Annotated in this window: 16 protein-coding genes, 2 pseudogenes and 1 riboswitch; of the genes and pseudogenes, 10 read left to right on the top strand and 8 right to left on the bottom strand. The window is 71.1% G+C overall.

The features are described 5' to 3' along the window. Positions 1-3,285, bottom strand: a 3,285-nt coding sequence (locus tag ACZ61C_RS00725; RefSeq protein WP_465301355.1) for an ATP-binding protein, incomplete at its 3' end; no start/stop codon positions are given. A 163-nt stretch (positions 3,286-3,448) separates the two neighbouring features. Between ACZ61C_RS00725 and ACZ61C_RS00720 the strand changes: the two genes are divergently transcribed. After that, positions 3,449-4,888 (top strand): M1 family metallopeptidase, encoded by a 1,440-nt coding sequence (locus ACZ61C_RS00720; RefSeq protein ID WP_465301353.1) that lies wholly within the window; start codon positions 3,449-3,451, stop codon positions 4,886-4,888. Positions 4,889-4,957: 69 nt separating this feature from the next. Continuing rightward, positions 4,958-5,596, top strand: coding sequence for a pyroglutamyl-peptidase I (gene pcp, locus ACZ61C_RS00715; protein ID WP_465301351.1), 639 nt, complete (start codon positions 4,958-4,960; stop codon positions 5,594-5,596). Here the strand turns inward: pcp and ACZ61C_RS00710 are convergent. Next, the gene (locus tag ACZ61C_RS00710; protein ID WP_465301349.1) at positions 5,593-6,249 is read right to left on the bottom strand and encodes an Ig-like domain-containing protein; all 657 of its coding nucleotides are present in this window, start codon (positions 6,247-6,249) and stop codon (positions 5,593-5,595) included. The two genes, pcp and ACZ61C_RS00710, sit on opposite strands and share 4 nt — an antisense overlap. 126 nt (positions 6,250-6,375) lie before the next feature. On the opposite strand from ACZ61C_RS00710, the gene ACZ61C_RS00705 reads away from it, so the two are divergent. The 3 genes from ACZ61C_RS00705 to ACZ61C_RS00695 are packed head-to-tail and all read left to right on the top strand — an operon-like array spanning position 6,376 to position 8,237. Next, positions 6,376-6,717, top strand: a complete 342-nt coding sequence (locus ACZ61C_RS00705; protein WP_465301347.1) for a hypothetical protein — start codon at positions 6,376-6,378, stop codon at positions 6,715-6,717. 1 nt (position 6,718) lies between these two features. Continuing rightward, on the top strand, positions 6,719-7,780 hold the full coding sequence (locus ACZ61C_RS00700; protein ID WP_465301345.1) for a hypothetical protein: 1,062 nt from the start codon (positions 6,719-6,721) through the stop codon (positions 7,778-7,780). Next, a complete protein-coding gene (locus ACZ61C_RS00695) occupies positions 7,773-8,237 on the top strand; it encodes a YbaB/EbfC family nucleoid-associated protein (RefSeq protein WP_465301343.1) in 465 nt (154 codons plus the stop codon). The genes ACZ61C_RS00700 and ACZ61C_RS00695 overlap by 8 nt, the downstream gene beginning before the upstream one ends. Positions 8,238-8,267: 30 nt before the next feature. Here the strand turns inward: ACZ61C_RS00695 and ACZ61C_RS00690 are convergent. Together ACZ61C_RS00690 and ACZ61C_RS00685 are read right to left on the bottom strand one after the other, a co-directional pair. Further along, positions 8,268-9,407 (bottom strand): annotated as a pseudogene (locus tag ACZ61C_RS00690) (Hsp70 family protein); the annotation flags it as partial. 447 nt (positions 9,408-9,854) lie between these two features. Beyond that, positions 9,855-12,413, bottom strand: coding sequence for an ATP-dependent Clp protease ATP-binding subunit (locus tag ACZ61C_RS00685; protein ID WP_465301341.1), 2,559 nt, complete (start codon positions 12,411-12,413; stop codon positions 9,855-9,857). A gap of 343 nt (positions 12,414-12,756) precedes the next feature. On the opposite strand from ACZ61C_RS00685, the gene ACZ61C_RS00680 reads away from it, so the two are divergent. After that, complete coding sequence (locus ACZ61C_RS00680) at positions 12,757-13,521, top strand: (2Fe-2S)-binding protein (protein ID WP_465301339.1); 765 nt, start codon at positions 12,757-12,759, stop codon at positions 13,519-13,521. Here ACZ61C_RS00680 and ACZ61C_RS00675 read toward each other — a convergent pair. Beyond that, positions 13,518-14,085 (bottom strand): annotated as a pseudogene (locus tag ACZ61C_RS00675) (TIGR03086 family metal-binding protein). The gene ACZ61C_RS00680 and the pseudogene ACZ61C_RS00675 overlap by 4 nt on opposite strands. A gap of 67 nt (positions 14,086-14,152) precedes the next feature. Between ACZ61C_RS00675 and ACZ61C_RS00670 the strand changes: the two are divergent. Then, positions 14,153-14,983 (top strand): DUF6597 domain-containing transcriptional factor, encoded by an 831-nt coding sequence (locus ACZ61C_RS00670; protein WP_465301337.1) that lies wholly within the window; start codon positions 14,153-14,155, stop codon positions 14,981-14,983. A gap of 138 nt (positions 14,984-15,121) precedes the next feature. On the opposite strand, the gene ACZ61C_RS00665 is transcribed toward ACZ61C_RS00670, so the two are convergent. Together ACZ61C_RS00665 and lysS are read right to left on the bottom strand one after the other, a co-directional pair. After that, the gene (locus ACZ61C_RS00665; RefSeq protein WP_465301335.1) at positions 15,122-15,472 is read right to left on the bottom strand and encodes a histone-like nucleoid-structuring protein Lsr2; all 351 of its coding nucleotides are present in this window, start codon (positions 15,470-15,472) and stop codon (positions 15,122-15,124) included. A gap of 135 nt (positions 15,473-15,607) precedes the next feature. Further along, entirely contained in the window at positions 15,608-17,119 is a 1,512-nt protein-coding gene (lysS, locus tag ACZ61C_RS00660; RefSeq protein ID WP_465301333.1) for a lysine--tRNA ligase, read from the bottom strand. 77 nt (positions 17,120-17,196) lie between these two features. Between lysS and ACZ61C_RS00655 the strand changes: the two genes are divergently transcribed. From ACZ61C_RS00655 to ACZ61C_RS00645, 3 genes are all read left to right on the top strand, one after another. Further along, complete coding sequence (locus tag ACZ61C_RS00655; RefSeq protein ID WP_465301331.1) at positions 17,197-17,946, top strand: class I SAM-dependent methyltransferase; 750 nt, start codon at positions 17,197-17,199, stop codon at positions 17,944-17,946. Between the two features lie 33 nt (positions 17,947-17,979). Then, positions 17,980-18,042, top strand: a riboswitch (guanidine-III (ykkC-III) riboswitch). Positions 18,043-18,070: 28 nt separating this feature from the next. After that, complete coding sequence (locus ACZ61C_RS00650; protein WP_465302726.1) at positions 18,071-18,385, top strand: DMT family transporter; 315 nt, start codon at positions 18,071-18,073, stop codon at positions 18,383-18,385. Between the two features lie 33 nt (positions 18,386-18,418). After that, a complete protein-coding gene (locus ACZ61C_RS00645) occupies positions 18,419-18,820 on the top strand; it encodes a DUF6640 family protein (RefSeq protein WP_465301329.1) in 402 nt (133 codons plus the stop codon). A 24-nt stretch (positions 18,821-18,844) separates the two neighbouring features. Here ACZ61C_RS00645 and ACZ61C_RS00640 read toward each other — a convergent pair whose 3' ends face one another. Then, positions 18,845-19,621, bottom strand: a complete 777-nt coding sequence (locus ACZ61C_RS00640) for a type III pantothenate kinase (protein ID WP_465301327.1) — start codon at positions 19,619-19,621, stop codon at positions 18,845-18,847. Positions 19,622-19,625 lie beyond the last annotated feature (4 nt).

Below are 19,625 nucleotides of genomic sequence, written 5' to 3'. Positions count from 1 at the left end.
TTGGTGGGCCGTGTGGGTTCGGGCGTGCGGCCGCGTCCGCGCGGGCCTCCCTCCTCCTCCCCCCCCCCCCCCCCCCCCCCCCCCCCCCCCCCCCCCCCCCCCCCCCCCCCCCCCCACCGCGGGAGGGGCCTCAGCGTGCACCGCCGCGATGGCGTCCTCTTTGGACATCGCCCGCGCTTCGGCGACCAGCTCCTCGTACCGGGCGTCGGAAAGCTCCGCGCGCAGCCGGCCGATCAGCTCGCGCACCTCCGGGCTGCCGAGGTCGAACCGGCCGCGGATCAGCGCCGACGTGCCCAGGACGCGGGCCGCCTCTTCCGCCCGGCCCTGCTGCCCGCGCACCAGCGCCAGCAGCTCCACGGCCCCGGCGAGGTCCGGCATGTCCCCGCGGTCGCGGGTCGCGACGATCGCCTTGACCACGTGGGCCTCGGCCACGTCGGGCCGGTTCTCGGCCAGCGCGAGCCGCCCTTCGAACGCGCTGACCCACTCCACGCCCATGCCCTCGGGGAACGCGGCGTCCCACGCCAGCGACCCGAGCTTGCCGAGCGCCTCGCGCGCTTCGGCCGGCCGCCCGCCGCGCAGGCACAGCTCGATCCGGCCGAACAGCAGGATCGCCCGCAGCTGCGGGTTTTCGAACCCCTGCCCGTACCGCTCGGCGGCCTCCTGGTCGCGCCACGCGCCCTCGAGGTCCCCGAGGCGCGCGCGTTCGACGGCCAGGCGCCACCAGTGCTGGACGATGTCCTCGTGCGAGCGCAGCTCCATCGACAGCGCCAGCCCCTGCTGGTAGACCTCGATCGCGCGCTCGCCCTGGCCGGACTGCGACAGCGCGTTCGCCTTGAAGCTCAACGTCATCGCCGTGCCCCAGCGGTCGCCGACCTCGACAAAACCGGCGTGCGCCCGGTCCCGGGCCCGGTCCGCGCTCTCGACGTCCCCGGTGTCGTCGAGCAGGAAGCTTTCGACCCAGTACCCGCCCGAACGCGTCCAGATGTCGTCGTCGGCCTGCGCGCGGCGCACCTCGCGCATCGCCAGGTCACGGTCGCCGCCGAGGAACGCCAGCATCGGCAGCGCCACGGCCAGTCCCGGGTACTTCCCCACCGCGCCGGTGCGGACGCACTCGTCGACCAGCTCGCGGACGCCGTCGAGCGGGAGCCGGGACGGCGCCTGGTGGAACAGCCGCGAGATCGCGCGGTAGGCGGCCAGGACGTCCGGCGGCAGCCGGTCGCCGAACCCGAGCACGGCGTCGATGAACTCCTCGGCCCGCTCACCCTGCCCGAGAATCGTGTAGTACCAGAACATCCCGTTGAGCAACCGCACCGAAGTGTCCACATCGGACATCTCGATGGCCACGCGCAGGGCGCCGGTGAGGTTGACCGACTCGGCCTCGTAGAGGTCGATCGAGGCCAGCTGGCCGCCGGTGCGCAGCAGCGGTTCCGCGCGTTCGGCCAGGTCGACGTAGTACCCGGCCATCACGCGCTGGAACGCGTCCCGCTCGCCGGACTCCGCGAGCCGCTCGCCGGCGTAGGCCCGCAACGTCTCCAGCATCCGGTAGCGCGGTTCCCCGGCGCGGTTCACGGTGTCCACAATGGACTTCTCGACGAGCGTGCCGAGCACGTACGGGACGTCGGCGACCGGCAGCAGCTCGTCCGCGCAGACCCGCTCGACGGCGTCCATCGGCACGCTGCTGGGGAACACGGCGAGCCGTCGCGCGAGCACCAGCTCCGGCTCGGTGAGCAGGTCCCAGCTCCACTCGACCACCGCGCGCAGGGTGCGCTGGCGCGGCAACGCCGTGCGGCTGCCCGAGGTCAGCAGGCGGAACCGGTCGTCGAGCCGCGCGGCGATCTGGGCCGGTGTCATCGAACGCAGCCGGGCGGCGGCCAGCTCCAGGGCGAGCGGCATCCCGTCGAGCCGGCGGCAGATCTGGCCGACGTCGTCCACAGTGGACTCGTCGAGCACGAAGTCCGGGCGGACCGCGCTCGCCCGGTCGAGGAACAGCCGCGTCGAGTCCAGCTCGGCGGCTTCGGCGGGGGCCGCGCGTTCGGCGGGCACGGGCAGCGGCCCGAGCGGGCACAACGCCTCGCCGGTGATGGCCAGCGGCTCGCGGCTGGTCGCGAGGATCCGCAGCCCGGGCACCCGGCCCAGCAGCTCGTCGGCGAGCGCCGCGGCCGCGTCGATCACGTGCTCGCAGTTGTCCAGCACCAGCAGCGCCTCCCCGCCGGCCAGCACCTCGACGGCGTGGCCGAGCAGGTCCGGTCGCCGCCGCACCTCGGTTTCGGCGCTGCGGATGTCGCGCACCTCGAGCGCGGCGAGCAGGGCGCCGCCGACGTCACCGGGGTCGCGCACACCGGCCAGCGGCACGAACCACACCCGGCCGCGCGCATGCGCCGGGTGCCGCGACGCCGCTTCGGTCGACAGCCGGGTCTTGCCCGCGCCGCCCGGCCCGGTCAGGGTGACCAGCCGGGCGCCGCCGAGCAGCTCGGCCAGCAGCTTGAGCTCGTCGTCGCGGCCGACGAACGTGGTCAGCCGGGTCGGCAGCCGGTCGGCCACCGGGGGCGGCGGCGCGAACTCGCCGCGCAGCGCGGCGACGTGGACCTCCTGCAGCTCGGCCGACGGGTCGACCCCCAGCTGGTCGGCCAGCGTGCGGCGGATCCCGGCGTAGACGGCCAGCGCCTCCGACTGCCGCCCGGCCGCGCACAGCGCGCGGATCCGCAGGCCCGCGAGCCGCTCGCGCAGCGGGTCGGCGTCCGCCGCCGCGGACAGGTCGGGCAGGACCTCCGCGTGCTCGCCGAGCCGGATCAGCGCCTCGAACCGGTCTTCGGCCGCTTCGGCGCGCAGGTCGGTGAGCCGCCGGGCGGGCGCCTGGGCGAACGGCGCGTCGAGGACGTCGGCGAGCGCGGCGCCCTGCCAGAGCGCGAGGGCCTCGCCGAGCAGCTCGGCTGCGTGGGCGTCGTGGCCCGCGGTCAGCTCACGGCGGCCGTCGGCGGCCAGCCGTTCGAACCGCTCGGCGTCGACGTCGCCGGGCGCCACGGCGAGCCGGTACCCACCCGGGCCGGAGCCGACCGCCACCGGCAGCGCCTTCCGCAGCCGCGAGACCAGCGACTGGAGGGCGTTGGCGGCGTCCGCGGGCGGGTCGGCGCCCCAGAGGCCGTCGACCAGGGTGTCGGCCGGGACGGCGCGCCCGGCGTCCAGCGCGAGCCTGGCCAGGAGCATGCGGAGGCGGGCGCCGCCGATGTCGATCGGCGTGCCGTCGTCTTCCGCCGCTCGCAGCGGGCCCAGCAGCGCAACGCGCATGGGACCAGCTTTCCAGACCCGGCCTGAGGGCCGGTGCGGAACTGCCCCGCCGGGCCGACGGAAGTGGTGATTATCCGGACAAACCCGACGGCACCCGGGAAATCATGCAGGACTGGGGATACGTTGCCCAGCGAGGTCCACCCCAGATCGGACAGGAGCGTTCATGAGGGGACAGAAACCGGTCGTGCTGGCGGCCGCCGTTGTCACCAGCCTTTGCCTCGGCGCCGGCATGGCCGCCGCCGGCAACGACGGCTGGGGCGCGCCGAAGCCCGGCAGCGACGGCGCGGGCGACAGCTACTACCCGCAGGACGGCAACGGCGGTTACGACGTCGCCGACTACAACCTGAAGGTCGGCTACGACCCCGCGTCGCACCAGCTCACCGGGGTGCAGGACATCTCCGCGCGGGCGACGCAGGCGCTCAGCTCCTTCAACCTCGACCTGCGCGGCCTGACCGTCGACTCGGTGAAGATCGACGGCCGCGGCGCGAAGTTCAGCCGCACCGGCGACCACGAGCTCGTGATCACGCCGTCGCGGCCGCTGCGGCGCGGCGAGCGCTTCGAGGCCAAGATCGCCTACCACGGCGTGCCCGCGCCGATCGAGGACCCGTCGCTCGGCAACAACGGCTGGCAGTACGCCAAGGCGGGCGGCGCGTTCGCCGCGGGCGAGCCGAAGTCGGCCACGACCTGGTACCCGGTCAACGACACCCCGCTCGACAAGGCGACCTTCCACCTCGCGATCACCGTGCCCGACGAGTGGGGCGTGATCGCCAACGGCCGCGAGAAGCCGTCGGTCAAGGCGCCGGGCGGCGGCACCACGCACGTGTGGGCCGAGGAAACGCCGATCGTGCCCTACATGACGACGGTCGCGATCGACAAGTGGACCTTCGACCGCCAGAAGCGCAAGGACGGCACCCCGATCGTCAGCGCGTTCGCCCCGGGCGTCCCCGACTCGACCAAGCAGGCCGAGGCGCGGCTGCCGGAGATCCTCGACTTCCTCGAGTCGAAGTTCGGCAAGTACCCGATCGACGCGGCGGGCGGCATCTTCCTCAACGAGCAGATCGGCTTCTCGCTGGAGACGATGAGCCGGCCGATCTACTCCGCGGGCTGGGCGGGCACGGTCCCGACGATCGTCCACGAGAACGCCCACCAGTGGTACGGCGACTCGGTCGCGGTCGAGCACTGGCGCGACGTCTGCATGAACGAGTGCTTCGCGTCGTACGCGACGTGGCTCTGGGACGAAGCGAAGGAGGGCGTCGACCTGAACAAGCAGTACGCGGACGACGTCAAGAAGGCGTCGACGGCGTTCTGGAACGGCAAGCTGTACGACATGGGCGCCGGCAACGAGTTCACGTACGTGTACTCGAAGGGCCCGATGATGCTGCACGCGCTGCGCAACTACGTCGGGCAGGCCGCGTTCGACCGGGTGCTGAAGACCTGGCCGTCGCTGCACCGCGGCGGGAACGCGAGCATGCAGGACTTCCAGCGGTACACCGAAAGCGTCGCGCACCGGAACCTGCAGGGGTTCTTCGACGCGTGGGTGTACGGCGCCGGCAAGCCCGCCGACCAGTACCTCTTCCCGGGTGGGCTGAAGCCCGCCGCTTGATCCCGTGGTTCGTGAAGGCCACCTCGGTAAGGTTTCCCGAGGTGGCCTTCACGGCGTTGGGGAGGGTGCATGGCCAAGGTGCTGATGACGGGGTTCGCGCCGTTCGGCGGCGAGTCGGTGAACCCGTCGTGGCAGGCGGTTTCGCGGCTCGGCGCACGCCGGGACGACGTCGCGGCGGTCGAGCTGCCGTGTGAGTTCGAAGCGTCACTGCCGGCGCTTCGGCGTGCGGTGGCGGACCACCGGCCGTCGCTCGTGATCTGCGTCGGCCAGGCGGGCGGGCGCTTCGAGGTGACGCCGGAGCGCGTCGCGGTCAACCTGGTCGACGCGCGCATCCCGGACAACGCGGGGGCGCAGCCGGTCGACGTCCCGGTGGTCTCCGGCGGGCCGGCCGCGTACTTCACGACGTTGCCGGTGAAGGCGTGCGTGGCGGCGATCCGCGCGGCGGGCGTGCCCGCGGCGGTGTCCCACACGGCCGGGACGTACGTGTGCAACCAGGTCTTCTACGGCTTGATGCACCTGCTCGCGGACCTGCCGGACGTACGCGGCGGATTTGTGCACGTCCCGTTCAGCCCGGAGCAGGTGGCGGCGGCTGGTAAAGCCTCACCGTCGCTGGGGGTGGACCGGATCGCCGACGCGCTGGAGGTCCTGGCGGACACGGCGCTGAAGACCACGGAGGACATCGTCGTCACCGGGGGCGCGGAGCACTAGCCACCGCGGCCGGTGAGCTCCACGAACGCCGCCGGGCCCGGGACGTTGTGGTGGATCGTCAGGTCCGCGACGCGGTCGCCGCTCCAGTCGGGGGTGAAGCTCACGACCAGCGTGCACCGGCGGCCCGGGACCACGTCGTGGCCGACGCACGCGCTCGCGTCCACCGCGAAGTCCGTGCTGTCCAGCTCGACCCCGGTCACCCGCAGGTCACTCGAGCCGACACTGCGGACGGCCACCGTGCAGGTCGTCGTCGTGTGCACCGGCGTCGTCCCGCACGGCACCGACTCCGGCACGATCACCGCGGGCGTCGGGGCCGGGCCCACCGGGAACGTCGCCGGGCCGCCGCGCACGAGGTCGAGCACCGTCACGCCGGTCACCGTCAGCACCAGCGCGCCCGCGGCGAGCAGCACGATCGCGATCGCCTTGATTCCGTGGGCCATGCCGTCCCTGGCCGTGAACCCGCCGGCCGCGAGGACCGTCGTCACGAGCGTCGAAGCCAGCGTCGCGGTCGGGCCGGCGCCGATCGCGGCCGGGACGAGCGTGCCGAGCAGCGACGCGGCGACCGTGACGCCGAAACCCGTCCAGGAGAAGCGTTTCGCCTCGCGCAGCTGGCGCCGCACGGACGGCGCGCGGGGCTTCGTGGTGGTGGTCATGCAGGTAAGAGCGCCGACCGTCCCAGGCAGGTACGCCATTCCCCCGTTCGGCGGTACGCCGGTGCCCTCGTGATCTGAAGCACACCGTTGTCAATTCACCCTGGCGGGCGAGCGAACGGTGTTTACATGTCCGGAGCCCTCCAGGACGCCGCCGGCGCCGCGGAAACCGCGTCGAACGGCCTGCGTGGCACCGACGTCCCCGTCTCGTCCGACGGCGGCGGCCTCTTCGGCGGCCTGGGCGGCATGTTCCCCGTGGACAACGCCTTCGGCCGCACGCTCGGCATGCCGGCCGTCGCGAAGGCCTACAACGACCACCTGGCGAAGATCCAGAAGCTGGTCGCGCAGCTGCACGAGACCACCACCGACACCAGCCACGCGCTGATGCGGGTCGCGGAGCTGTACGAGAAGGCCGACGCCGACTCCAAGCAGCGCGTCAACCGCGCCGCCGCGGGCCTGGAAGGGAACTGACGTGGACGGCTACTTCGACTCCGGGCTCGACGCCCAGCCGATGTCCGGCAGCGGGGACGACCGTCGGCCCGAGCTGCTCGAAGGGGTGTCCGCGGACCTGGTCGACGGCGCGAACGACGCGCTCGACGCCCTGCAGATCCTCAAGTACACCGACTGGGTCTTCGGCATCGGCACCGACGAAGCCGGCTTCAAGAAGATGCAGGACGAGGTCGCCGGCGTCTACCGCGAGTTCTCCGACGCCGACATCGACCACGAGTCGGCCACCGGCCTGCAGAACCTGATCATGAAGCACGACGCCGTCTGGAAGCAGCTGCAGCGCGATTCGAAGCCGAAGCTGGACGACGCCCGGCAGTTCCTCGACGTGTGGCGCGGGTCCGCGGCCAACGCCGTCAAGGCGTACCTGAACCAGCTCGCGGACGCGTTCACCGAGGTGGAAACCAAGATCACCGTGCTGGAGAGCGACGTCGTCGCCGCGCGCGAGGCCATCGCGTCCGCCCGGCAGGACCTGAGCAACCTCGGCACGACGTTCCTGGAGACCGCGAAGAAGTACCAGGAAGACCAGTCCCGCAAGCGCGAAGCCGCCATGTCGAAGGTGCTGGCGGCGACGTTCGCCGGCGCGGTCGCCGGGCTGCTCACCGTGGCCAGCGCCGGCGTCGCCGCCCCGGCGGGCGCCGCGATCTTCACCGCCGCCAACGGCGCCCTGGTCGCCGGGAACGCCGCCGGTGGCGCGATCAGCGCGATGGTCGCGAACCAGGCGGAGATCACCGGCGAGAACGCTTTCGAGCTGTACCAGAGCTTCTGCGACAGCGCGGGCAAGATCCGCGACGGCGCCGGCGAAGCCGCCACCACCTTGGCGAACCGCATCGGCGACGAAGCCGTCGACCTGCCGAAGATCCCCGAGTCGCCGGACGTCAGCCCGGGCTCGAGCTTCGACCCGGACAACTTCGAGACCGACCACACCTCCCGCCAGACCGAGAAGAACGTCCGCGACGCGAACGTCGACATCGGCCGCGACGGCGAAGTCTCGAGCGGCGCGACGCACCTCGGGAGGCTGGATGGCTGAGCGTCCCGACCGCGAGTCCCTGCTGAGCGAGCTGGCCGCGCTGTCGGCGACGGCGACGTCCGACGACGGCGCCGTTTCGCTCGCGGTCAACACCGACGGCGTCCTGACCGGGCTCCGGCTGTCCGAGGCCGTCTCCGAGATGTCGCCCGCGCAGATCGCCGACGCCGTGCTGCGGACGTACGTCGAGGCGCAGCGGGAGTCGGCGAAGCAGACCGGGCAGCTGCTGGCGCCGCTGGGCACGACCGGGTACCTGATGGACCGGCTGCGGTGGCGGATGCAGTACGAGCCGGCGCCTGCTCCTTCACCCGCGCCACCTTCGTCGCCTTCGCCCTTGCCTGACGACGAGCGTGTCCTGATGGACCGGTCGGCGGAGACGCCGCCCACCCCGCCACCGGCCGGGCCGGAGCCCGACGACGAGTGGTACCGCAAGGGACCGCGGTTCGACCCGGCGTGGTGAGTGTCTGCTGTGGACTGACGGTCACCACGGCCGCGGCGGCCGGACCGCCTGCCGCTGCCACGGCGGGGTCACGGGCGGGCGGACCGGCGCGAAGGCGGGCACGGTGAGGTCGCTGCCGCCGAGCGGCACGTGGTGCAGCCCGAACGCGACGGCCGTCTCGGGCTGGTTCTGCGTGGTCGGCGCGACCCCGAGCTGACGGCCGAGCAGCGCGGCCAGCAACGGCATCCGGCTCGGCCCGCCGACGAGGTAGACCCCGGCCAGCTGCGCGGGGTTCAGCCCGGCGCGGCCGATCGTCGCGCCGAGCAGCTCGGCGCTGCGCAGCAGGCTGGGCCGCACGAGCGCTTCCAGCTCGTCACGGGTGACGAGGACGTCCCCGAACGGCTCGGGCATCGGCACGTGGGTCCGCGCGTGGCGGGAGAGGCTTTCCTTGGCGTCACGGACGTCCTGCAGCAGCGCCCGTCGGCTGCGGCGGTCGGCGGTGGACTGCGGACGCAGAAGCCGTTGCCACTGCGCGGGATCGGCGTGCGAGACCGAGCGTCCGATGTGGACGAGCAGCGCCTGGTCGATGTCGAGGCTGCCGAGATCGGCCAGGCCGTCCTCGGCGAGCACGGCGAACCCCAGCCGGTTGACCCCGACCACGGCGCAGTCGAAGGTGCCGGCGCCGAGGTCGTAAACCCCGATGGGCCCGGAGTCGCGGTTGCCGAGACTCGCGTAGTGAGCGGCCGCGGCAACCGGCTCGGGAACCAGCCGGACATCATCGAGCCCGGCCTTCGCGGCAGCGGCCCGGAGCACGTCCTGCCGGGCGGCGTCCCAGCCGGCGGGGTGCGAAATCCGCGTCTGCGCGGCCGGCCGCCCCAGCTGCCGCCCGGCCTCTTCACCCATCCGCCGCAGGACGGCGGCGAAGGCGTCGGTGATGGGAACGGCGGTGTCGCCGAGCTGGAGCACGCCCTCGTCGATCCGCCGTTTGGGACTCGCCTCGAACCGGCTGGGATCAAGCCGCGCCCGCTGCTCGGCGTCCCGTCCGACTACGAGGAGGCCGTCATCGTTGAGGAAGACGGCGGAGGAGAGGGTGACGGAGCCATCGACGTCGACGGCCCGGGGCGCCCGCCCGGCGCCGGAGAGCACCCCGACGGTGCTGGAAGTCCCGAAGTCGATCGCCAGCACGTCCACGCGGTATCCCCTCCCAAGGCCCTCGGGCATCGTCTCATGCGCCCCGATGTGGCCTTGGTCAGGCACAAACGTCGCTGTGAGCCCTGCTGCGGCGCCGGAGTTGGGTGTGAGCTCGGTCTGGCTGATGCCGGAGTCCTCCCCGGAGCTGGGCCCAGCCGAAAGCTGAGCACGTACCCCTGCATGGCCTCTCGCGCGGCCGTACGAGCGTCGGGTGCTCGCGGAACCGCGGCTCCGAGATCGGGATGCTCAGGTCGCACCAGCCTCGCCAGCTGCCGGACTTGTCCCCGGCGACCAGAAGCAGCGCTCGCCGTACCGGGTCGAAGGCGAAGAGGATCCTGATCTCGCTCGTCCCCGCGGATGCCGGTCCGCCGAAACCGGGTCTTCACGACACAAGAAGGGCGGCTCCCCACTCGGGGGAACCGCCCTTCCTACGAACCACTCAGGCGATCACTCGCCTTCGGCTTCGCCGCCGTTCTCCTCGTGACCGGCGCCGATGCTGACCGGCGGGGCGTCCGGGACCGACGAGGGCTTGCGCTCACCGCGGAAGGTGAACTTCGCCTGGTCGTCCTTGTCCTCGGGGTTGCCGCTCCAGCCTTCGACGTCGACCAGGATGATCTGGCCGGCCTCGACCTCGCCGAAGAGGATCTTCTCCGACAGCTGGTCCTCGATCTCGCGCTGGATCGTGCGGCGCAGCGGCCGCGCGCCGAGCACCGGGTCGAAGCCGCGCTTGGCCAGCAGGGACTTGGCCTTCGCCGTGAGCTCCAGCTCCATGTCCTTGGCCTTGAGCTGCTTCTCCACGCGCCCGATCATCAGGTCGACCATCTGGATGATCTGGTCCTGCGTGAGCTGGTGGAACACGATGATGTCATCGATCCGGTTCAGGAACTCCGGGCGGAAATGCTTCTTCATTTCCTCGTTGACCTTTTGCTTCATCTTCTCGTACCGGTTCGTGGTGTCGTTGGCACCGGCGAAGCCGAGCGAGACGGACTTCGAGATGTCCGACGTGCCCAGGTTGGACGTGAAGATGAGGACCGTGTTCTTGAAGTCGACCGTGCGACCCTGACCGTCGGTCAGGCGGCCGTCTTCCAGCACCTGCAGGAGCGTGTTGTAGATCTCCTGGTGCGCCTTCTCGATCTCGTCGAACAGGACCACCGAGAACGGCTTGCGACGCACCTTCTCCGTCAGCTGGCCGCCCTCTTCGTAGCCGACGTAGCCCGGAGGGGCACCGAAGAGCCGCGAAGCGGTGTACCGGTCGTGGAACTCACCCATGTCGATCTGGATGAGCGCGTCGTCCTCGCCGAACAGGAACGCCGCCAGCGCCTTCGACAGCTCGGTCTTACCGACACCGGACGGGCCGGCGAAGATGAACGAGCCCGACGGCCGCTTCGGGTCCTTCAGACCGGCACGCGTACGGCGGATCGCCTGCGAGACGGCCTTGACCGCGTCCTCCTGGCCGATGATGCGCTTGTGGAGCTCGTCCTCCATGCGCAGCAGCCGGGTGGTCTCCTCCTCGGTCAGCTTGAACACCGGGATGCCGGTCCAGTTGGCCAGCACCTCCGCGATCTGCTCGTCGTCGACCTCGGCGACGACGTCGAGGTCGCCGTCCTTCCACTGCTTCTCCCGCTCGCCCTTCTGGCCGAGGAGGGTCTTCTCCTCGTCACGCAGGCGGGCGGCCCGCTCGAAGTCCTGCGCGTCGATCGCGGACTCCTTGTCGCGGCGGACGTTCGCGATCTTCTCGTCGAACTCGCGCAGGTCCGGCGGCGCGGTCATCCGGCGGATGCGCATCCGGGCGCCGGCCTCGTCGATCAGGTCGATCGCCTTGTCCGGGAGGAACCGGTCGTTGATGTACCGGTCCGCCAGGGTCGCGGCGGCGACCAGCGCCGAGTCGGTGATCGAGACGCGGTGGTGCGCCTCGTACCGGTCGCGCAGGCCCTTGAGGATCTCGATCGTGTGCTCCAGCGACGGCTCGCCGACCTGGATCGGCTGGAACCGGCGCTCGAGGGCCGCGTCCTTCTCGATGTACTTGCGGTACTCCTCGAGGGTGGTCGCGCCGATCGTCTGCAGCTCACCGCGGGCGAGCATCGGCTTCAGGATCGAAGCCGCGTCGATCGCGCCCTCGGCGGCGCCCGCCCCGACCAGCGTGTGCAGCTCGTCGATGAACAGGATGATGTCGCCGCGGGTCTTGATCTCCTTGAGCACCTTCTTCAGGCGCTCTTCGAAGTCACCGCGGTAGCGGGAGCCGGCGACCAGGGAGCCCAGGTCCAGCGTGTAGAGCTGCTTGTCCTTGAGCGTCTCGGGCACCTCGCCCTTGACGATGCTCTGCGCGAGGCCCTCGACGACGGCGGTCTTGCCGACGCCGGGCTCGCCGATGAGCACCGGGTTGTTCTTGGTCCGGCGGGACAGGACCTGCATGACCCGCTCGATCTCCTTGCCGCGCCCGATGACCGGGTCGAGCTTGCCCTCGCGGGCGAGCACGGTCATGTTGCGGCCGAACTGGTCCAGCACCAGCGACGACGACGGGGTGCCCTCACCACGGCCGCCGGAACCGGTTTCGGTGGACTCCTTGCCCTGGTAGCCCGAGAGCAGCTGCAGCACCTGCTGACGGACCCGGTTGAGGTCCGCTCCCAGCTTGACCAGGACCTGCGCGGCCACGCCCTCGCCCTCGCGGATCAGGCCCAGCAGGATGTGCTCGGTGCCGATGTAGTTGTGGCCGAGCTGCAGCGCTTCGCGCAGCGACAGCTCCAGCACCTTCTTCGCCCGCGGCGTGAACGGGATGTGCCCGCTCGGCGCCTGCTGGCCCTGGCCGATGATCTCTTCGACCTGCTGGCGCACGCCCTCCAGGGCGATGCCCAGCGACTCCAGCGCCTTGGCGGCGACACCCTCACCCTCGTGGATCAGACCCAGGAGGATGTGCTCGGTGCCGATGTAGTTGTGGTTGAGCATCCTGGCTTCTTCTTGAGCCAGCACAACCACCCGCCTCGCGCGGTCGGTGAACCTCTCAAACATGTGCACTCCCTCGACTGCTGCGCCGGCGGCCCGTTGTCCATCGTGCTTTCACCGCGATGGATTCAGCACCGTGAGACCACTCTAGTAGCCAGGCGGTCGCGCTGGCGTACCACTACGGCTCTTCGCGGTCTTTTCCGCACCCGGACGTGGCGTCTTCCGGGTGCTCCCATCATCAGGTTGCCCTGCACCTTTACGTCAAGCCCAACGTGCGGGCGGGCACTCGGATTCCGCCATCCGCGTGCTGTCCGCTCACCGCGAACAGTCCGCAACCTGGGAGTGCCGGGGCACACCACCACCCGATCGGCGGAATCTGTTAGGTTAGGCACGCCTAAGGAGAGTGCCGATGACACACGCGGTGGCCGACGGGCTCGCGCCGTCCCTGCGGCGGCTCGACCTGCGGCAGGACGTCTCCCCGGGGTGGACGCGGTGCTCCGACGCGCTGACCGGCCCCGGGTTCTTCGAGGAGTGGCGGACGCGCCTGGCCGGCTGGCTGCTGCGCGAGCACGACGAGGCGCCGCCCCGGACGTCCGACGCGTACCTGGTGGCCTGGTACCTGCACGTACCGGCCCGGATCGGCGCGCTGCTGCTGCACCACGAGCGGCGGGTGCCGTCGCTGCGGCCCGCCGACCTGGCCTTCCGCCTGGGCGCGGCCCAGCCGTACCCGGACGGCCTGGCGGTGCTCGGCGGCGGCTTCTGGTGCCTCCCGACCGACCCGGGCTCGGCCGCCCCGGGCGCGACCGTCGTCCGCGACGAGCGGGCCCTGGCGGCGGTCCTGCGGGCCAGGTACACGGCCCACGCGGCCCGGTTCGTCGAGGTCCACGCGCCGAACAGCCGGTTCGGCCGCCGGGCGCTCTGGGCCACGGCGACGGACGCGCTGGAGAGCGCGCTGTGGGAAGCGGGCCGGGCCGGCGGGACACCCGAGGCCGAGGGCGCGGGTGTCGCCGATGCGGCTTTGGTGCTGGACGCGCGCTACCCGCCGCTGACGTCGGCCTCGACGCTGCGTCTCGTGGACCGCGAGTGGACCCGGCGCCGGGAGAGCTGCTGCTTCTCGTACCTGCTCCCGGCCGAGTCCGAATGCGACGGCTGCCCGCGCACCTGTTCCCGCTAGCTCCAGGCGGGGTCGCGCCCCGAGGCGCCCAACGCCCGGTCCAGCGCCGACGCCCCCTCGGGCACCTCCACCGCGGCGCCGTAGACGCCCATCGCCCGCGCCTGCTCGCCCATCAGCACCGCGGACTCGAACACCGCCGTCGCCGCCTCCTCGGCGCAGCGGAGCTCCTGGCCACTCGCCCGGGCCAGGTCCCAGCCGTGCAGGACGAACTCGCCGAGCACCATCGACCCGACGACCGAAGCCGGGAGCTGTGCGGTGCCCAGCGCCGTCGTCCCCGTCCACGCTTCCGGCGCCTCGAAGACGTCGACGAGCGTCTCCGTCTGCTTTTCCAGCGTCGCGCGCCAGTCGTCCGTGACGAGGTCCGACGCCGCTTCGTCGCCGCCCGCCGCCGGCGGTTCCTCGCGGCGGCCGGCCGCGAGCAGCCACGGCCCCCAGTAAAAGGAGGTGGTTGAGCAGGCCGCGGACGTCGTAGCCGGCGCACGGCGTGCGGGCGGTCAGGTCGGGCACGCCGTCGGCGATGCGGAGGAACTCGGCCGCGGCGGGCCGCAAGAGCTCGGCAGTCATGGCCGTTGATCCAAGCCGCTCGCCGCGACGCCCGTATTGAACGAACGCGACAGTTACCGTGGGACGCGTGGCGCACCGGATCCCGCGCGGCATCGTGGCCGAGGCCACCGCGCGCACGATGTTCACGCTGACCAGGCGCCCGCCGGCGCCCGAGCTGGCGGACGTCGTCGAGTACCACTGGATCCTGCGGTGGGACCTGCGCGGCAAACCGCCGCACGAGCAGCGGGTGCTGCCGAACCTGGCGGTGCACGCGACGTTCTTCCCGGACGCGTCCGGCGTGCACGGCCCGTCCCACGAGGTCTTTTCCCACCACTTGACCGGGCAGGTGCAGGGCCTGGGTGTGCGATTCCGGCCCGGCTGCTTCCGCGCGTTCCTCGGCGGCCCGGTGCGTGACATAACCGACCGGGCTGTCCCGCTTGCGGACGTTTTCGGGCCGAAGGCGATCGAGACCGCGGAATCGGTGCGCACGGCGGCAGGCGACGCGCAAATGGCCGATGCCGTCGACAACTTGCTGATCGCAAATCCCGGGCCGATCACTCCGGGCGCGCGGCAGGCCGCGGCGGCCGTGGAATCAATCGCGGCGGATCCGGGAATTACCCGGGTGGCGCAACTGTGCGCGGATACTGGACTAACCACCCGGTCCTTGCAGCGGCTGTTCGCCGAACACGTCGGCTGCCCACCCAAGTGGGCGATCCGGATATACCGGCTGAACGACGCCGCGCAGCGGATCGCCACCGAAGGAGACGGGGATTACGCCGGACTGGCGGCTCGACTGGGCTATAGCGACCAGTCGCACTTCATCCGCGATTTCCGGACCGTGACCGGACAGTCGCCGGGGCAGTACGCCCGGACGGCCAGGACCGACGGCGAACCGCAACCGGACAACATTCGGACATGAACAAAGCCGCCGGGCGAATTCGCCCGGCGGCCCTCGCTGGAAACCCCGCGTCGAGAAGTTCGCCTCGCCCCCGGCGCCGCGGGTAGCCGCTGGTCAGGGACCCGCGAATACCGCGCCGGAGCAGCAGGCGAAGAATCCTCAGTTCTTCTTGTGGTAGGCCTCGACGACCTCGGAGGGGATGCGGCCCCGGTCCGAAACCGCGTAACCGTTCTTGCGCGCCCACGCCCGAATGGCCTGGTTCTGCTCGCGGTCCACCGCGGCGGGCCGCGACGGGCCCTTACCCGCGACCGGACGCACCGAAGCGCGCTTGCGGCCACCCGCGCGACGAGCGTGCTCGACATACTGGGCCAGCGCGTCCCGCAGCTCCTCCGCGTTATCGGAGGAGAGGTCGATCTGGTAGCTGACTCCGTCCAAACCGAACTCGACGGTCTCTTCCGCCTCACTGCCGTCCAGGTCGTCGACCAGCGAGACGAGCACCTTCTGTGCCATCTGTTTCCTCCTGCGGGGACTTGCTCAATGATCTGGTTACGGGGCGAGCCCCGGGACAGAAGTCTTTGTCTAGAACATTAGTACCCGCTTCGGGAGGACAGCGCAAATCTCATTGCGGTATACGACACTGCCGGGTTATTCGGGACGCACCAGCGGGAAGAGGATCGTCTCGCGGATACCGAGACCGGTGAGCGCCATCAGCAGCCGGTCGATACCCATTCCGACACCACCGCTCGGCGGCATTCCGTACTCGAGGGCACGGAGGAAATCCTCGTCGAGCCGCATGGCTTCGCTATCCCCCTGCGCGGCGAGCCGGGACTGTTCGGTGAGCCGTTCCCGTTGGACGGCCGGATCGACCAGCTCCGAGTATCCGGTGGCGAGTTCGAATCCGCGCACGTAGAGGTCCCACTTCTCGGCCACGCCGGGGCGCGAGCGGTGCTCCCGCGTCAATGGCGACGTCTCCAGCGGAAAATCACGGACAAACGTCGGGGCGTGCAGGTGATCTCCGACGAGGTGTTCCCACAGTTCCTCGACCAGCTTGCCGTGCGTCAGCTTCGGATCCACTTCCAGGCCCCTGGCCTGCGCGAATCCGTGCAGTTTGGCGTCGGGGGTCTCCGGTGTCACCTCTTCGCCGAGGGAATCGGACAACGACTCGTACATTCCGAGTGTGGTCCATTCGCCGGAGAGGTCGTACTCCGAACCGTCGGGCAGCGTGACGACCTGCGTGTCCAGCACCGCCTGCGCGGCCTCCTGGACCAGCTCGCGCGTCATCACCGCATTCGTGTCGTACGTGGCGTAGGCCTCGTAGTACTCGAGCATCGCGAACTCCGGCGAGTGCGAAGAGTCGCTGCCCTCGTTCCGGAAGTTGCGGTTGATCTCGAAGACCTTCTCGATGCCGCCGACGACGCAGCGCTTGAGGTAGAGCTCCGGCGCGATCCGCAGGAACAGCTCCAGGTCGAAGGCGTTCGAGTGCGTGACGAACGGGCGGGCCGCGGCGCCGCCGTGCAGCGTCTGCAGCATCGGCGTCTCGACCTCGGTGAACCCGCGGCGGTGGAACGACTCCCGCAGCGACCGGACCACGCCGGCGCGCGTGCGCACGACGTCCCGCGCGCGCGGGCGCAGGATGAGGTCGACGTAGCGCTGCCGGATCCGCGTCTCCTCCGCGAGGTCCTTGTAGGCGTTGGGCAGCGGGCGCAGCGCCTTCGACGTGATGCGCCAGGCGTCGGCCATCACGGACAGCTCGCCGCGCTTCGAGGTGATGACCTCACCCTGCACGAACACGTGGTCACCGAGGTCGACGTCGGACTTCCACGCCGCCAGCGCGTCCTCGCCGACCTTCGCCAGGCTGATCATCGCCTGCAGCTCGGTGCCGTCACCCTCCCGGAGGCTGGCGAAGCACAGCTTGCCCGTGTTCCGGAGGAACATCACGCGGCCGGTGACACCCACGACGTCGCCGGTCGCGGTGTCGACGGGCAGCCCTTCGTGCGCCGCCCGCACCTCGGCGAGCGAGTGCGTGCGCGGCACCTCGACCGGGTAGGGATCGATGCCCTCGGCGAGGATCCGGTCGCGCTTCTCCCGGCGCACCCGCATCTGCTCGGGCAGTTCGTCTTCGGCGGGCTCGCTGGTGGGAGGGGGCTTTTCGGTCATGGCCCATAGGGTACGAACCCGGTCGCGCGCTACGCCAACCGGATTACCTTTCCTTTCCCTCGATTAACCTCGGCGGGGTGAGCGACCTTCGCGCCCAACGGGCTTCTTCCTTCGGCAGCCGAGCCACCGCCTACGCCGAGCACCGGCCCGACTACCCGCGGGAGGCGATCGAATGGGGCCTTTCCGGCGCCACCGGAACCCCGCGCCGGGTGCTCGACCTCGGCGCCGGAACCGGCAAGCTCACCCTCGGCCTGACCGGGCTCGGCCTCGACGTCACCGCGGTCGAACCCGACGCGGAAATGCGCGCCGAACTCGGCCGGCGCGTCCCGGCGGCGACGTCGCTGGCGGGCCAGGCGGAACGGATCCCGTTGCCCGACGGCGACGTCGACGCGGTATTCGTCGGCCAGGCGTTCCATTGGTTCGACGTGCCCGCGGCGATGACGGAGATCGCGCGGGTCCTGCGCCCGGGCGGGGTGCTCGTCCCGATGTGGAACTACGAAGACGATTCGGTGCCGTGGGTGGCGAAGTTCACCGAACTGGGCCGCGACGGCGCCCGAAAGCCGGCTTCGACCGAAGATTTACGCCAAGTGGAGCACGCGGCCTTCGAGCCGTTCGAAAGCGACCGGTTTCGCCATCGGCAACGCCGGACGGCGGAGAGCCTCGTCGAAACCATCGCGACGTATTCCCTCGTGATCGTGTCGTCACCCGAGGAGTCTTCCGCGTTGCTGACCCGGCTGCGCGAGTTCCTCGCGGCGAATCCGGAGACCGCGAACGGCGAGTTCGACCTGCCATTGATCACGTGGGCCCTGCGCGCGCGACGCCGTTGACATTTTTTGTCATGGCGGCGTGCTAGCTTCGGAAGCGGTATCCCCCGGATGCTCCGGACGAGCGCGTCGTACCCGGTCAGGACAAGACGGCGCAGTGACTGACCACCACTGCGAAAGGCTCACCGTGTCCTGGCTCGTCCTCGTCCTGTCCGGAATCCTCGAAACCGTCTGGGCGGCCGCGCTCGGCGCGTCGAAGGGGTTCTCCCGCGCGGTCCCATCGGTGACGTTCGTGGTCGCGCTCCTGCTCAGCATGGGCGGGCTGGCGTACGCCCTGCGCGACATCCCGCTCGGCACCGGCTACGCGATCTGGGTCGGCATCGGCACGATCGGCACGGCGACGTACGGCGTGGTCGCCCTCGGCGACCCGGCGACGACGCTGCGGATCGCCTGCCTGGCGCTGATCGTCGCGGGCGTCGCCGGGCTGAAGCTGCTGCATTGACCTCCACCAATGTGGAGGTTCCATACTGGCCGGATGGCGAAGAAACCTTGGGGGCGGGCACTGATCTCGCTGGTGTCGCTGGTGACGGCGGCGGGTCCGTACCGCGCCGACTGGAACGAGACGCACGTGAAGAACCCCGCGTGGCCCCCGCACGCGAAGTTCCACAACGGCCAGACGATGAGCCTCGGGCTGGGCCTGGGGGTGACCAGCCTGTGGCAGCTGTGGCGCGCACCCACCCGTGCCGGCCTCGACGCGGGGGCGGCGCTGGCGTCGCTGTACTGGGTGACGCAGATCTCGGCGTTGGCGTATCCGGGGTCGAAGGCGGTGGATCCACCGGGTGAGGAGAAGTTTCCGCAGGCGAAGGTGGCTTTGCCGGCGTTGGCGCTGACCGCGGTGGGGTATGTGCTGGAGCGACGCCGGCTGTCCCGCGGCTGACCGTGGTGAGCGGCCAGCCCCGCGTCAGGCCCGGATGTTGCGCTCGTACACCAGCCGCAACCCGAGCAGCGTCAAATCCGGCACGTGATCCGTGATCGTCTCCGACTCCTCGATCACCAGCGGGGCCAGCCCGCCCGTGGCGAGCACCGCCACCGGTTCCGTCCCACCCGGGGCCAGCTCGCGGACGATCCGCCGGACCAGTCCGTCCACCTGGCCCGCGAACCCGTACAGGATCCCGGACTGCAGGCACTCCACGGTGTTCTTCCCGATCACCGACCGCGGCGGCACCAGTTCGACCTTCCGCAACGCCGCCGCGCGCAGGGCCAGCGCGTCCACCGAAATCTCGATGCCCGGCGCGAACGCCCCGCCCAGGAACTCGCCCCGGGCGGAAATCGCGTCCACGTTCGTCGAGGTGCCGAAGTCGACCACCACGCACGCCGTGTCGTGGAGGTGGTGCGCGGCCAGCGTGTTCACCAGGCGGTCCGCGCCCACCTCCTTCGGGTTGTCCACCAGCAAGGCCACGCCCGTGCGGACCCCCGGCTCCACCACGATCTTCGGGACGCCGTCGTAGTACCGCGCGAGCATCACCCGCAGCTCGCGCAACACCGCCGGGACCGTCGACAACGCGCTGATGCCCGTGACCGCGTCCGCGTGCGGGCCCAGCAGGCCGCGCACCGTCAACGCCAGCTCGTCGGCCGTCATGCGCGCGTCCGTGCGCATGCGCCAATCGCCGACGAGCGTGCTGCCGGAGTACAGCCCCAGCACGATGTTCGTGTTGCCGACGTCGACGGTGAGCAGCAAGCCG

The organism is Amycolatopsis sp. NPDC104587, from assembly GCF_055583645.1.
The sequence above is the reverse complement of the archived record's forward strand: the minus strand, read 5'-3'. Positions and strand labels throughout refer to the sequence as shown.